Origin of the sequence: Halorussus aquaticus, assembly GCF_024218795.1 — an archaeon.
GTDB lineage: Archaea > Halobacteriota > Halobacteria > Halobacteriales > Haladaptataceae > Halorussus > Halorussus aquaticus.
In genome coordinates this window covers 2,234,391-2,246,990 of sequence record NZ_CP100400.1, presented here as the reverse complement: position 1 = coordinate 2,246,990, position 12,600 = coordinate 2,234,391, and the positions used below count along the sequence as shown (strand labels likewise).

General features: G+C 65.8%; 13 protein-coding genes. 8 read left to right on the top strand and 5 right to left on the bottom strand.

Annotated features, from left to right (window positions below):
* Positions 1 to 73 precede the first annotated feature (73 nt).
* The gene (locus NGM06_RS11630; RefSeq protein ID WP_254267119.1) at positions 74 to 868 is read left to right on the top strand and encodes a hypothetical protein; all 795 of its coding nucleotides are present in this window, start codon (positions 74 to 76) and stop codon (positions 866 to 868) included.
* A 15-nt stretch (positions 869 to 883) separates the two neighbouring features.
* Here the strand turns inward: NGM06_RS11630 and NGM06_RS11625 are convergent, their stop codons facing one another.
* Positions 884 to 1,183 carry a hypothetical protein gene (locus tag NGM06_RS11625; RefSeq protein ID WP_254267118.1) on the bottom strand — a complete coding sequence of 100 codons (300 nt, stop codon included), beginning with the start codon at positions 1,181 to 1,183 and terminating at the stop codon, positions 884 to 886.
* Between the two features lie 308 nt (positions 1,184 to 1,491).
* Between NGM06_RS11625 and NGM06_RS11620 the strand changes: the two genes are divergently transcribed.
* The 7 genes from NGM06_RS11620 to NGM06_RS11590 all read left to right on the top strand — a co-directional run bounded on the left by NGM06_RS11620 (position 1,492) and on the right by NGM06_RS11590 (position 9,172).
* Positions 1,492 to 3,111 carry a long-chain-fatty-acid--CoA ligase gene (locus NGM06_RS11620; RefSeq protein ID WP_254267117.1) on the top strand — a complete coding sequence of 540 codons (1,620 nt, stop codon included), beginning with the start codon at positions 1,492 to 1,494 and terminating at the stop codon, positions 3,109 to 3,111.
* A gap of 236 nt (positions 3,112 to 3,347) precedes the next feature.
* The gene (locus NGM06_RS11615; protein ID WP_254267116.1) at positions 3,348 to 4,673 is read left to right on the top strand and encodes a substrate-binding protein; all 1,326 of its coding nucleotides are present in this window, start codon (positions 3,348 to 3,350) and stop codon (positions 4,671 to 4,673) included.
* Positions 4,674 to 4,801: 128 nt separating this feature from the next.
* Positions 4,802 to 5,755 carry a branched-chain amino acid ABC transporter permease gene (locus tag NGM06_RS11610; protein WP_254267115.1) on the top strand — a complete coding sequence of 318 codons (954 nt, stop codon included), beginning with the start codon at positions 4,802 to 4,804 and terminating at the stop codon, positions 5,753 to 5,755.
* A complete protein-coding gene (locus NGM06_RS11605) occupies positions 5,752 to 6,936 on the top strand; it encodes a branched-chain amino acid ABC transporter permease (RefSeq protein ID WP_254267114.1) in 1,185 nt (394 codons plus the stop codon). The genes NGM06_RS11610 and NGM06_RS11605 overlap by 4 nt, the downstream gene beginning before the upstream one ends.
* Entirely contained in the window at positions 6,936 to 7,694 is a 759-nt protein-coding gene (locus tag NGM06_RS11600; RefSeq protein ID WP_254267113.1) for an ABC transporter ATP-binding protein, read from the top strand. Before NGM06_RS11605 ends, NGM06_RS11600 begins: the two co-directional genes overlap by 1 nt.
* A 13-nt stretch (positions 7,695 to 7,707) precedes the next feature.
* The gene (locus NGM06_RS11595; RefSeq protein WP_254267112.1) at positions 7,708 to 8,460 is read left to right on the top strand and encodes an ABC transporter ATP-binding protein; all 753 of its coding nucleotides are present in this window, start codon (positions 7,708 to 7,710) and stop codon (positions 8,458 to 8,460) included.
* Positions 8,461 to 8,500: 40 nt separating this feature from the next.
* Complete coding sequence (locus tag NGM06_RS11590) at positions 8,501 to 9,172, top strand: thioredoxin (protein WP_254267111.1); 672 nt, start codon at positions 8,501 to 8,503, stop codon at positions 9,170 to 9,172.
* A 26-nt stretch (positions 9,173 to 9,198) separates the two neighbouring features.
* On the opposite strand, the gene NGM06_RS11585 is transcribed toward NGM06_RS11590, so the two are convergent.
* The 4 genes from NGM06_RS11585 to NGM06_RS11570 all read right to left on the bottom strand — a co-directional run bounded on the left by NGM06_RS11585 (position 9,199) and on the right by NGM06_RS11570 (position 12,570).
* The gene (locus NGM06_RS11585; RefSeq protein WP_254267110.1) at positions 9,199 to 9,597 is read right to left on the bottom strand and encodes a universal stress protein; all 399 of its coding nucleotides are present in this window, start codon (positions 9,595 to 9,597) and stop codon (positions 9,199 to 9,201) included.
* A gap of 164 nt (positions 9,598 to 9,761) precedes the next feature.
* Positions 9,762 to 10,034, bottom strand: coding sequence for a DUF7520 family protein (locus NGM06_RS11580; protein WP_254267109.1), 273 nt, complete (start codon positions 10,032 to 10,034; stop codon positions 9,762 to 9,764).
* Between the two features lie 362 nt (positions 10,035 to 10,396).
* Complete coding sequence (locus NGM06_RS11575; protein WP_254267108.1) at positions 10,397 to 12,169, bottom strand: cbb3-type cytochrome c oxidase subunit I; 1,773 nt, start codon at positions 12,167 to 12,169, stop codon at positions 10,397 to 10,399.
* Between the two features lie 173 nt (positions 12,170 to 12,342).
* A complete protein-coding gene (locus tag NGM06_RS11570) occupies positions 12,343 to 12,570 on the bottom strand; it encodes a DUF6684 family protein (RefSeq protein WP_163521336.1) in 228 nt (75 codons plus the stop codon).
* Positions 12,571 to 12,600 lie beyond the last annotated feature (30 nt).

Here is a 12,600-nt window from a genome sequence, read left to right as displayed (position 1 = left end):
ACGGGGAGTAGAGACAGGCTACGTGCGGAGTAATCGGGTTTTACTTTTCGCCGACGCGCACGAACTCGCTGGCATGGTCGAAACCGACCCCGCGGTACTCCGTCTGGCCAGATTCGCGGAGCAGTACCGGCGGCGGACGTTCGGCGAGTTGGTCAGCGAGTTCGAGGTGGACCGGGACACCGCCGCCTCCGCCGACGCACGGACGAGTCTGAAACTCTTCTTCCGGGTGTACGGGTTCAACCGCGCCGGTGGGATGAGAGCCGGGTACCAGCACCGCGCAGTGTCTGCCCTCGAACGGACGGAGTCCGGAGGCGAAATCGACCCGGACGAACTGTGGGACAACTTCCGACGGGAGTGCGAGCGCACCGACACGGGCGTCTACGAGCGACTCAACCGCGGCGTCGTCACGGACGCCGCGCGACTCGCCAACCGCGAGGGCAACCTGTTTCGGTGGGTCGGACGGGAACTCGGCGACCACGGTCGGTTGACCGTTCCCTACGACCGACTCACGTCGATTCGGGGCGTCGGACCGGGCATCGCGACGTTCTTCCTCCGGGACGCCGTGTGGCTCTCGGGCGCGGCGTCCGACCTGAGACGCGAGGACCGCCACCGACTCCAACCGATGACCACGTGGGTGACGCGGACCGCACGACTGCTCTGGCCGGACCTCGGAGACGCCGACGACGAGACGCTGGCGAAGCGAATCGTCGAGGCGTGCGCCGAGAACGGGGTCTGTCCCGTCGCGTTCAATCAGGGGGTCTGGTACTTCGCGCGGGAGACCCTCGACGGGGACTCGGAACGACTCGAAGCCGAACTCCGCCGGATGCGGACGGGCGACCGGTCGCGACCGCCCCGGAACGACGACTGAGAACGGGTTGCGGGTTCACGTCCCGAGCCAGTCGTTCGCGGAGACCGACTCGCCCACGTCGCGGCAGAACTCCGCGCCCTTCTTGCGCACCCTCCGACTCGACGGCAGTTCCCTCCCGTCGCGAATCGCGGTCTCTATCCACTGCGCCAATCGCTCGGCCTCGGTTTCGCCCGCGGTTCTGCGCACTTCCTCGATGGACTTCTCGTAGACGCGGCGGCGCGACCGACCCTTCCGCTCGGACTCGTAGCGCTCGCGAGTTCCGACGGCGTCTTCGACCGCGCGGTCGATGTCGCGCATCGATTGCGTGATGCTCACGGCAAGGGTTCGCGGTTCGCGGGGGAATACTTGACGGGCGTTCCCGGCGGTCGAAACGACGTCGCAGTTGCATGGGGACGGGGGCGCGGTGGGCAAGCACGCGAGGACGAGACACGGAACCGAGAGTGGAATGGATCGCGGGATGACGAACGATTCGAGTCCCCGAGAGACTGCTCGTCGGTGTATCGAGCTGACGGAGACACGCTCCGAGACGTTCTGTCACCGACCGGACTGCGAGGGTCTCGTCGTCCGTCGAATTACTTACCGCCACCCCAATTTATATCGTGAAAGTTGATGAACTATACCGCATGCACAAACCGCTGCTGGTGACGGACTTCCTCGACAGAGCGCGGACCCACTACGGCGACCAGGAGGCCGTCGTGGCGACGACCGGCGAGCGCTACACCTACGACGAGTTGGGCGACCGGGTGGACCGACTCGCGGCCGCGCTGGCCGACCGGGGCGTCGAGAAGGGCGACCGGGTGGCCGTGCTGGACCCTAACACGCACTACCACCTCGAATCGGCCTACGCGGCCTTCGAGTTGGGCGCGGTCCACACGCCCCTGAACTACCGGCTGGCGCCGGACGACTACGAGTACATCCTGAACGACGCCGACGTAGACGCCGTGGTCGCCGACTACGAGTACGCCGACAAAATCGACGCCGTGCGCGACGACGTGCCCACGGAGGTCTTCATCAGCAACGACGCCGACGCGGCGCAGGGCGATTGGGAGGAGTTGGACGAAGTCGTCGCCGACGCCGACCCCGACGGCTTCCGGCGGCCGGAGATGGCCGAGGACGAGGTCGTCACCATCAACTACACGTCCGGGACCACGGGCGACCCGAAGGGCGTGATGCGGACCCACCGGACCGAGACGCTCCACGCGTACATCCTCTCGGTCCACCACGAACTCTACGACGACGACGTCTACCTCTGGACCCTGCCGATGTTCCACGTCAACGGGTGGGGCCACATCTACGCGATTACCGGGATGGGAGCCAAGCACGTCTGCACGCGCGGCGTGAACGCCGAGCGCGTCGTCGAGGCGATTCGGACCGAGGACGTGTCGTTCCTCTGTGGCGCACCGACCGTCCTCAACATGCTCGTCGATTACTACGAGGAGAACGGCCGCCCCGAGATGACCGGCGACAGCGACGTTCGGGTCACGACCGCGGGGTCGGCCCCGCCCGAGGCGACGATACGGGCCGTCGAGGACGAGTTCGGGTGGTACCTCAAGCACCTCTACGGCCTGACCGAGACCGGCCCGCTGGTCACCATCTCGGACGCCCGCCGACTGATGGACGCCGAGGACGACAGTCGCTTCGCCCTCAAGAAGCGACAAGGCATGGGCGTGCTGGGCACGGAGGTCGCCGTCGTGGACGAGGACGGCGAGGACGTGCCCCGCGACGACTCGACCATCGGCGAAATCGTGGTCCGGGGCAATCAGGTGATGGACGGCTACTGGAACAAACCCGAGGCGACCGAGCAGGCGTTCACCGAACGGCGCGAGGGGTGGTTCCACACCGGCGACCTCGCAGTCATCGACGACCACGGAACGGTGTCGATTCAGGACCGCAAGAAGGACATCATCGTCTCGGGCGGCGAGAACATCTCCAGCATCGAAATCGAGGACGCGCTGTTCGACCACGAGGCGGTCTCGGACGTGGCGGTCATCCCGGCCCCGAGCGACGAATGGGGCGAGACGCCCAAGGCGTTCGTGGTCCCGGCGTCGGGCGACCCCGACGACCCCGGCGTGACCGAACGAGAGATACAGGAGTTCACTCGCGAGCGTATGGCCTCCTACAAGGCGGTCCGCCGCGTGGAGTTCGTCGAGGACCTCCCCGCGACCGCGACGGGAAAGATACAGAAGTACGAACTCCGCGAGCGCGAGTGGGAGGACGAGGACCGCATGGTCGGGCAGGGGTAACTCCGAGACCAGTAGGTCTCGGACTCGGACGCGACTATTTTCCGGGCGTAACTACTTCGCTATCTAGTCAGACCCGAGACAAGAGCGGTCTCTTACGTAATAACTGTGTGGTTCAGGCAAGTGTTACGAGAACCCGCGTCACATCTTCGCTACCTGCCGATTCCACCGATATTTTACACCAGCTCGCCCGGAATATTCCCGTATAATTATTAATGATGTTCTCGTCCTGTGATAGCATGGCACGGGGAGACAAAATCGACGTGTCGCGCAGAGACGTGGTGAAGATGGCCGGAGCGTCCGGTCTCGCCGGAATCGCGGGGGTCGCCGGGAGCGCGAGCGCACAGGAGTATCCGCCCATCGGGAACTTCCCGGTTCAGGGGCAACCGACGTTCGGGTTCACGGTCCCCCAGTCCGGACCGTACTCGTCGGAGGGACAGGACGAACTCCGCGCGTATCGGTTGGCCGTCGAACACCTCAACAACGGGGGCGGTTGGGTGGACAACTGGAGCGACCTGTCGGGCGACGGGATTCTGGGCGACCAAGTCGAGTTCGTCACGGGGGACACCGCGACGGACGCCGACACCGCCCGACAGACCGCTCGTCGGATGATTCAACGCGACCAAGCCATCATGCTCTCGGGCGGGTCCTCGAGCGCGGTGGCAATCGCGATTCAGGAGTTGGCCCAGCGCGAGAAGGTCCAGTACATGTGCTGTCTGACCCACTCGAACGACACCACGGGCAAGTCCTGCGTCCGCTACTCCTTCCGGGAGATGTTCAACGCCTACATGACCGCGCAGGCGCTCGTCCCGCCGGTCACGCAGGAGTACGGCCAGAGCAACAACTTCTACCAGTTGTACGCCGACTACACGTGGGGCCAGACCGTCCAGTCGTCGATGAGCCAGTTCTTCGGCGAGGCGGGGTGGACCGAACTGAACAGCGTCGCCACGCCGCTGGGGACCAAGGACTTCTCGTCGTACCTCTCGCAGGTGCCCCGAGAGAAGACCGACGTGCTGTTCCTCGACCACTACGGGCTGGACGGGTCGAACTCGCTGACCCAGGCCAAGGAGATGGGGCTGGACCAGGACATGGAGATAATCGTCCCGCTGTACAACCGCCCGATGGCGCAGGCCGCGGGCGGGGCCATCGAGGGAGTGTACGGCACCGTCGCGTGGGACTCCCAGATAGACAACCCGCCGTCGAACCAGTTCTCGCAGGCCTTCCAGCAGAAGTACAACCGCGTCCCGTCGGGGGTCGCCCAGTTGGCCTACTCCCAGACGCTCCAGTACGCCGCCGCGGTGGAGCGCGCGGGCACCTTCTACCCGCCGGAGGTAATCAAGCAGTTGGAGGGCTACCAGTACAGTAACATCGGGATGGGCCAAGAGACGATGCGGAAATGCGACCACCAGGCCCAGCGCGCCGTCCCGGTCGTGAAGGGCCTGTCCGCGAACGAGCAACAGCAGGGCCAGTTCTACGAGATAGTCAACCTCACGCCGAAGGGCCAACTCGGATACGCCTGCGACCAGGGACCGGCCGCCGAGTGCGACCTCGGACCGTACCAGTGACGTAGCCGACCCCTTCTCGGGGTTCAAACGAAGGAACCAACCTTTATGCTTGCGAGAGGATACCACACAGACATGGTGGGGAGAACGTATCGTCGTTCGAGAGTCGGAGACAGAGCGGGGGTGAGACCGTGACGCCAGTCGGCGGGCCGCTGTTCGTCGAGGCCGTGGTAGAGACGTTCCTGAACGGACTCCAGCAGGGCGCTATCTACGTCCTCGTCGCAATCGGTCTGTCCATCATCTTGGGGACGCTGAAGTTCGTCAACTTCGCCCACGGGGCGCTCTACCTCATCGGGACTTACGCCGGACTGCTCATCACGCTCGAAATCACCCCGACCGGCGGGAAACTCGCCGACTGGGGGTACACGACGCTGGGTCTCGGGTGGGGGTTCCTCCCGGCGCTCGTTCTCGTCCCGATACTCGTGTTCGGCGTCGGCCTGCTGATGGAGCGGTTCGTCGCCCGACCGTTCTACGACCGGCCCGACACCGACCAGATTCTGCTCACGTTCGGATTGGCCATCGTGGTCCAGGAGGTGTTCAAAATCCTGTTCGGCGGCCAGAGCTACAACTTCGCCAGACCGGCGTGGGCCAGCGGACAGGTGAACCTCCCCATCGTGGGCACCTTCCCCGAGTGGCGACTGTACATCATCGGTATCACGGCCGCGGTCGTCGTGCTGGTCTACGGTCTCATCGAGTACACCGACTTCGGTCTGGTCGTGCGCGCGGGGACGCGCGACGCCGAGATGGTCGAACTGCTGGGCATCAAACTCTCGCGGCCCTACCTGATGGTGTTCGGCGTCGGCGCGGCGCTGGCGGGCGTCGCTGGCGTGGTCGGCGGGCCGCTGTACGCGGTCAACCCCAACATCGGGACGGAGGTGCTGGTCCCCTCGTTCCTCGTCGTCGTCATCGGCGGGGTCGGTTCCATCACGGGCGCGGTCCTCGGGGGCATCCTCATCGGCGAGACGCTGGCGATTATGGTCGCCGTCGCGCCCCAGTGGTCGCAGGTCGGCATCTACGTGCTGGCGGCCGTCGTCCTGCTGGCGCGGCCGCAGGGACTGCTCGGGACCGAGGAGGTGGCCCCGTGAGCGACGAACCGACCGAGACGGCCGACGCCGCCGAGGACGCCGGGACCGTCGTCGAGCGAACCGACCGCGAACTCCCCTCGTGGGAACGCGTCACCGAGAGCGAGTGGTTCGTCGTCGGCGTGACCACGGTCGCGGTCGCGATATTCCCGTGGCTGTTCGCCCGCGCGCCGGTAATCAGCGGCGTCCTCCGGGGATATCAGGACCTCGCCACGCTCATCCTCATCTGGGGCATCTTCGCCATGGGGTTCAACCTCCTGCTGGGGTACACCGGCCTGCTGTCGTTCGGTCACGCCGCGTTCTGGGGCGGGGCGGCCTACGCCGCGGGCGTGTTCAGCGCGCAGGTGTCGTCGAGTCCGATTCTCGTCATCCTCGCGGGCACGACGTTCGCGGCGCTGTCGGCGTGGGTGCTGGGGTTCGTCTCGCTCCGGCGCGGCGGCATCTACTTCGCCATCCTGACGCTGGCGTTCGGCCAGATGGCCTACTACATGGCGCTGTCGCCGCTGGCGTGGATTACGGGCGGGGAGAACGGCTTCACGGGCGTCCAACTCGGGAAGTTGCTGGGCGTCTTTCAACTCCGGTATCCGGTGCCGGGACTCGGGTGGTTGGTCGGGACGTGGAAGTACGTGCTGGTCGGGACCGTCGCGGTGCTGTGCGTGGCGGCCGCCAACCGCATCCTCCACTCGCCGTACGGGATGGTGTTCCGGGCCATCCGGGAGAACGACCAGCGCGCCGAGTTCGTCGGCCTGAACGTCTGGCGCTACAAACTGATGGCGTTCGTCATCTCGGGCACCTTCGCGGGCGTTGCGGGGAGCCTGTTCACCATCTACAGCGCGTACGTTCCGCTGTCGTCGTTCTACTGGACGACCAGCGGCGAGGTTGTCATCATGTCGGTGCTGGGCGGCGTCGGGTCGCTGTTCGGCCCGATACTCGGCGCGGGGGTGTACCTCTACGTCGAGAACATCGTCAGCGGGGTCCAGAAGCTGACCGTCCCGTTCACGGGTCCCTCGGAGTATCTGACGCTGGTCGAGGAACCCATCGTCCTGATGGACGGCTTCGGGGCGTACTGGCACCTCATCCTCGGACTGGTGTTCGTCGCGGTCGTCGTCCTGTTCCCGCGGGGCATCTGGGGTCTGCTAGAGGACGCGGGCAGCGCCCTCCGGCGACTGGGAGGTGGTCGGTGATGGCGCTGCTGGAGACCCGAGGTCTCACCAAGTCGTTCGGCGGACTCGTGGCGGTGGACGACGTGGACCTCTCCATCGAACAGGGCGAGTCCATCTCGGTCATCGGGCCGAACGGCGCGGGCAAGTCCACGTTCATCAACCTCGTGACCCGGATGCTCGACGCGAGCGAGGGCGACATCTCGTTCAAGGGCGAGTCGATACTCCGCGACGACCCCCACGAGGTGGTCCAGAAGGGGGTGAGCCGGTCGTTCCAGACTGCCTCCATCTTCCCGGAACTCACGGTCGAGGAGAACGCCCAAATCGCGGCGCTGGCGGCCGAACACGGCTCGTTCCGGTTCAACTTCCTCCGGCACCGCGACAACTACGGCGAGGTGGACGCGCTGGCCCGCCGGACGCTAGACGCGGTGGGACTGCTCGGTCAGCGCGACGTGGCGGCCGCGGACCTGCCGTACGGCGACAAGCGCCGGTTGGAGATCGGCATCGCGCTGGCGAGCGAACCCGACCTGCTGCTGATGGACGAACCCACCGCGGGGATGTCGCCCGAGGAGACCGCCGACACGGTGGCGCTGATAGAGGAGGTCAAGGAGGAACTCGGCCTGACCATCCTGCTGGTCGAACACGACATGGAGGTGGTGTTCAACGTCTCGGACCGCATCGTCGTGCTGAACCGCGGGAGCGTCATCGCCGAGGGGTCCCCCGAGGAGGTTCAGGGCGACCCGGACGTGCAGGAGGCGTACCTCGGAGGTGTCGAGGCGTGACGGGGGACCCGCGATGAGCCTGCTCGAACTCGACGCCGTCGACGCCTACTACGGCGAGAGCCACATCCTCCGGGACGTGTCGCTGACCGTCGAGGAGGGCGAGGTCTGCGCGCTCCTCGGGCGGAACGGCGCTGGCAAGACCACGACGCTGCGCTCCATCTCGGGGGCGCGCCCCCCGGACGTTCGGGAGGGCCGCATCTCGTTCAAGGACGAGGACGTCACCGCGATGGACCCCGAGGACATCTCGGCGCGGGGCATCTCGCTGGTGCCCGAGGAGCGGCGCGTCTTCCCGAACCTCACGGTGGCCGAGAACCTCCACCTCGCGGAGGTCTCGGAGAACCGGTCGAACACCGTCGGGCGGTCGCTCGGGCAGGTGCAGGTCGAACACGTCGGCATGACGACCGAGCAGGTGTACGAGGAGTTCCCGCGCCTGCGAGAGCGCAAGACCCAGAAAGCCGGGACGCTGTCGGGCGGCGAACAGCAGATGCTCGCCATCGCCCGCGCGCTGAAGCAGAACACCGACCTGCTCCTGCTCGACGAACCGTACGAGGGACTGGCACCCCAGATTATCGCGGACGTGGAGGACGCCATCCGGCGCATCAGCGACTCGGGCACCACGATTCTGCTGGTCGAGCAGAACGCCGTCGCGGCGATGGACATCGCCGACCGATGTTACGTCGTCGACCAAGGAAGCATCGTCTTCGAAGGAACCGCGGCCGCACTACGCGACAATGACGAAACGAGAGACCGATACCTCGGCGTCTGAGGCAGCGAGCGACGAACGAACTCGAACGAGAGAGACGGCGGTGACGACCGACGAAGCGGAAGCGCTGTTCGACGCGCTGGTCGCCGAGGACGTACTCGCGGTCGGCGAGGGCGGGGTCCGGACGACCGACGCGTTCGACGACACCCGCGCCGTCTACCACGACTCCTACGTCGGGGTGAGCGACGCCGAGTTCCACGAGGCGGTGGCCGCGACGTTCGGCCTGCCGGACGCCGACGCCGCGGCGGACCTCGTCGCCGAACGGGGGGTGACGCGCTCGGAGTTCGTCTGCTACCTCGCCGTGCAGTCCCACCTCGACGACGACGAGTCGCGTTCCCCGTCCGACCTCGCGGCGATGGCCGGGATGGTCCACGAGGCGGTCCCGGACTCGCCGGTCCCGTCAGCAATCCCGGACGTGACCGACGACCCCGACGCGTTTCTCGCCGGACGCGACCGAGCGGTGGTGTCGGTCTGGAAGCGCTTCTGCGACCCCTGCGAAGCGACGAAGGCCGACCTCGGGACGATTCTCGACGCGATACCCGACGGGGTCGCGGTCGCTGGCATCGACGGCGAGGTGGCGGTCGAGTTCTGCCGATGCCACGACGTGGCGTCGGCACCGGGATTCGTCGTGGTGGACGGTGACGCCCGCTCGACGGTCCGCGAGAGCGACGCCGACGCGGTGGCCGAGCGCCTACAAGCGGTCCTCGGGGACTGAGCGAGACCGTCTCGTCTGCCGCCCGCCTACTCCTCGGTCGACCCCGAGACGATGACCGGCCGGTCGGACTGCAGGATGACCGACTGGGAGACGCTCCCGAAGATGGCCTTTCCGGCGGGCGAGCGACTCCGCCCGCCCACGCAGATGCAGTCAGCGTCCTCGTTCTGGGCGAAGTCGAGGACCGTCGCCGCGGGTTCGCCGCTGCGCTCCGCGATTTCGACCTCGACACCCGCCTCGTCGAGTATCTCCTCGGCGCGGCGGACCGACCCGACCTGCGTCGCCGACGCGCCGCCGGGGTTCTCGGTGAAGACGTGGAGCAGGGTCGCTCGCACTTCGTCGGCCGCGCTGGGGAGGTCGGCGACCGCTCGGGCCTGTCTGCGCGCGCGGTCTGACTCTTCGTCCACGGCGATGACGACGTGATACATGTTTCCAACGACGAGGAAGGCGACCTTAGGTGTTGGCCTTGGAAATCGGACGTTCGAGCGCGTTCCCTTCCGGTTCGATACGCACCGCAGAAGTAGTTCGTCTTCGAACCGTCGTCCGCTCCGTCCCGGAGAATCCGACCCTGTTCGCGCGCCGCCCGCCGCGTTCAGGAGTTCTCGCCGGGGCGGTCGGCGTCGGCGCGGTTCGAGACGACGACGACCAGCGCCAGCGGGACGCCGAGCGCCAGTCCGACCGTGACCATGCCGTACACCGCGAGACCGAGCGGCGTCGGTTGGAGTTCGACCAGTCCGAGGAGTGTTACTGGGGTGAGGTCGTCGGGACCGGCCACGCCCAGCACCGCCCCGACGACGCCGGTGATGGCGACGATGAGGGCGTAGAACGCGACCACGAACGACCGTCCGCCGAACGTCTCGCTCACGGTCGAGAGTCGGGACGGCGGAAGGATTAGCCTTTTCATCCGCTCGCGCCCTACCTCCACTATGACCGAGAAGGACATGCTGGCATACATCCTCGGCGGCATCGCCATCCTCATGTTCACGATGGGAATCGTACTGGCGGTGACGTGACCGACGACGCGTCGCGGACGCCGAACCGTCTTCCCCGGACAGGCCGGGAGTCCCTCCCCGACGAGTTTCCGTAGTTAGCGCTGTCCGATACGAACGAACCGAAAATCAGAGCCCGACGCGAACAGAAAACCGCGGTCTCGAACGCCGTTCTACGCGTCTTCTTCGACCGCTTCGCCGCCGTCGGAGCGAGGCTCCGACGAGGGTCACGCTCGACCTACTCGCGTTCGCCGCCGTCGGTGGCGACTTCCTCGCCGCCGTCGGCGAGTGCGGTCTCGCGCTTGCGCTCGAACCACGTCCACTCCTTGGTCTTCATGCCGTCGTCTTCGAGGTCCCACGGGTCGCCGCTGCGGACGCGGGCACCTTCGAGCCACGACGTGACGAGGTTGTAGACGAAGATGAGTTGGCCGAAGCCCATGATGAACGCGCCGACCGTCGCGATGATGTGGAGGTTAGTGAACATCGACACCAGCTCCGAGTTACCGAAGACGTAGGTTGCGTAGCGCCGGGGCATCCCGCCGTAGCCCAGCAGGAGCATGGCGATGAACGTCACGTTGCTTCCGATCATGGTGAGCCAGAAGTGCCACTTGGCGAGAGTACGCTGGTACATCCGGCCCGTGACGAGCGGGAACCAGTAGTAGATGCCCGCGAACCCGGCGACCGCAATCGCGCCCATCACGATGAAGTGGAAGTGGCCGACCACGTAGTAGGTATCGTGAAGGACGAGGTCAACCGGAATGGACGCGAGGAAGACGCCCGTGACGCCGCCGATGATGAAGTTCTGGACGAACCCGATGCAGAACAGCATCGGCGCGGTCAGTCGGAGCCGACCGTTCCACATGGTCGTGATCCAGTTGAACGTCTTGACCGCGCTGGGTACCGCGATGGCGAGTGACACCGCCATGAAACTCGCCCGAATCCGGGGGTCGATGCCGGTGGCGAACATGTGGTGCGCCCAGACGCCGAAACTCAGGACCCCGATTGCCAGCGTCGAGTAGACCACGAACTTGAACCCGAACAGTTTCCGGCCCGAGAACCGCGGCAGGATGAGACTGACCAGTCCCATCGGCGGCAGCACGAGGATGTACACCTCGGGGTGGCCGAAGAACCAGAACAGGTGTTGCCAGAGAATCGGACCGCCACCTTCCGCGGCGAAGAACAGGGTACCGAAGTTCCGGTCCAGCAGGAGCATCACGAGTGCGCTCCCGAGAAGCGGGAACGAGAACAGGATGAGCCCCGACTGGGTGATCATCGTCCAAGAGAAGATGTCGAGGTTCTCCCAGCCGACGTCGTCGCCGCGTTCGGTGAAGATGGTCGCGATGAAGTTTATCGCACCCATCGTCGCCGAGACGCCAGAGAGGTGGAGACCGAGCAGCATCAGGTCCACGCCGGGGTTGGTCTGCTCGACCGAGAGCGGCGTGTACATCGTCCACGCGGTCTGGGCTGGTTGGACGTCGCCGCTGGTCAGCGTCGCCAGCGGGAACCCGGCCCAGATGAGAATCGCCGCGGGCGGGAGGAGCCAGAAGGCGATGGCGTTGATACGGGGGAACGCCATGTCGTCCGCGTCGATGAGCAGCGGAACGAAGTAGTTCCCGAACGCCGCGATGATGGGCGTCCCGAACAGGAACAGCATCGTGATGCCGTGAGTCGTCAGCAGGGAGTTGTAGAAGTTCGCGCCGATGAAGTTCTCGGCGGGCGCGGCCAGTTCGGCCCGCATCAGCAGGACCGCGATGCCGCCCCACGCGAACGCGAACAGCCCGTAGATACCGTAGAGTATGCCGATGTCCTTGTGGTCCACGGTAGTCAACCAACGCACGATTCCGGCAGGCTTCTCGTGATGAACCTGCCCTGTCTGTTCGCCGACGTACCCGCCGCCGGTCGTGAGGGGCGTGTAGGAGCGCCAGTCCTCGAGTCTCGAGAGGAACGCGGCGACTCCGAAGAGGAGCACCCCCATGACGACGGTAAGTGCTATTTGTCCGGCTTCTACCATACGCCGAGGTCAGGACTACAAGGTAAAGAAAGGTTAGGATACGACCCGACTGCATCGGGGAGTTTCGTGCGAACGACTGGCAAAGATTAGCGCGACGAGTCAGTCACGATTCACTATCGGGCCTTCGACGCTTGCCCGGCAATTACCGAGACGGACGACGCAGAATCCGCGGGTTACTCCGACTCGGCGTCCTCGATGAGTTTCGCCGAGAAGTAGGTCAGGTACGCCAGCAGTGCGAAGGGGACGACCAACAGTGCGAACCCGATGGACGAGGTCAGTCCCTCGATGGCCCACGGCGACGCGACGGTGAACAGCACGACGAAGAAGCCGATGATGCAGAGCGGAATGATGTTGACCGAAATGTCGAGCCACGTCTCCCGGTCGAAGATGGGGGTTGCCATGTACGACGGTAACCACGGGGGTCCCAAATA

What these genes read in the sequence shown, in the direction of transcription:
- NGM06_RS11630 (WP_254267119.1), top strand. Translation starts at nt 74, where the DNA reads ATGGTCGAAACCGACCCCGCGGTACTCCGTCTGGCCAGATTCGCGGAG.
- NGM06_RS11615 (WP_254267116.1), top strand. Translation starts at nt 3,348, where the DNA reads ATGGCACGGGGAGACAAAATCGACGTGTCGCGCAGAGACGTGGTGAAG.
- NGM06_RS11600 (WP_254267113.1), top strand. Translation starts at nt 6,936, where the DNA reads ATGGCGCTGCTGGAGACCCGAGGTCTCACCAAGTCGTTCGGCGGACTC.
- NGM06_RS11595 (WP_254267112.1), top strand. Translation starts at nt 7,708, where the DNA reads ATGAGCCTGCTCGAACTCGACGCCGTCGACGCCTACTACGGCGAGAGC.
- NGM06_RS11585 (WP_254267110.1), bottom strand. Translation starts at nt 9,597, where the DNA reads ATGTATCACGTCGTCATCGCCGTGGACGAAGAGTCAGACCGCGCGCGC.
- NGM06_RS11575 (WP_254267108.1), bottom strand. Translation starts at nt 12,169, where the DNA reads ATGGTAGAAGCCGGACAAATAGCACTTACCGTCGTCATGGGGGTGCTC.
- NGM06_RS11620 (WP_254267117.1), top strand. Translation starts at nt 1,492, where the DNA reads ATGCACAAACCGCTGCTGGTGACGGACTTCCTCGACAGAGCGCGGACC.
- NGM06_RS11570 (WP_163521336.1), bottom strand. Translation starts at nt 12,570, where the DNA reads ATGGCAACCCCCATCTTCGACCGGGAGACGTGGCTCGACATTTCGGTC.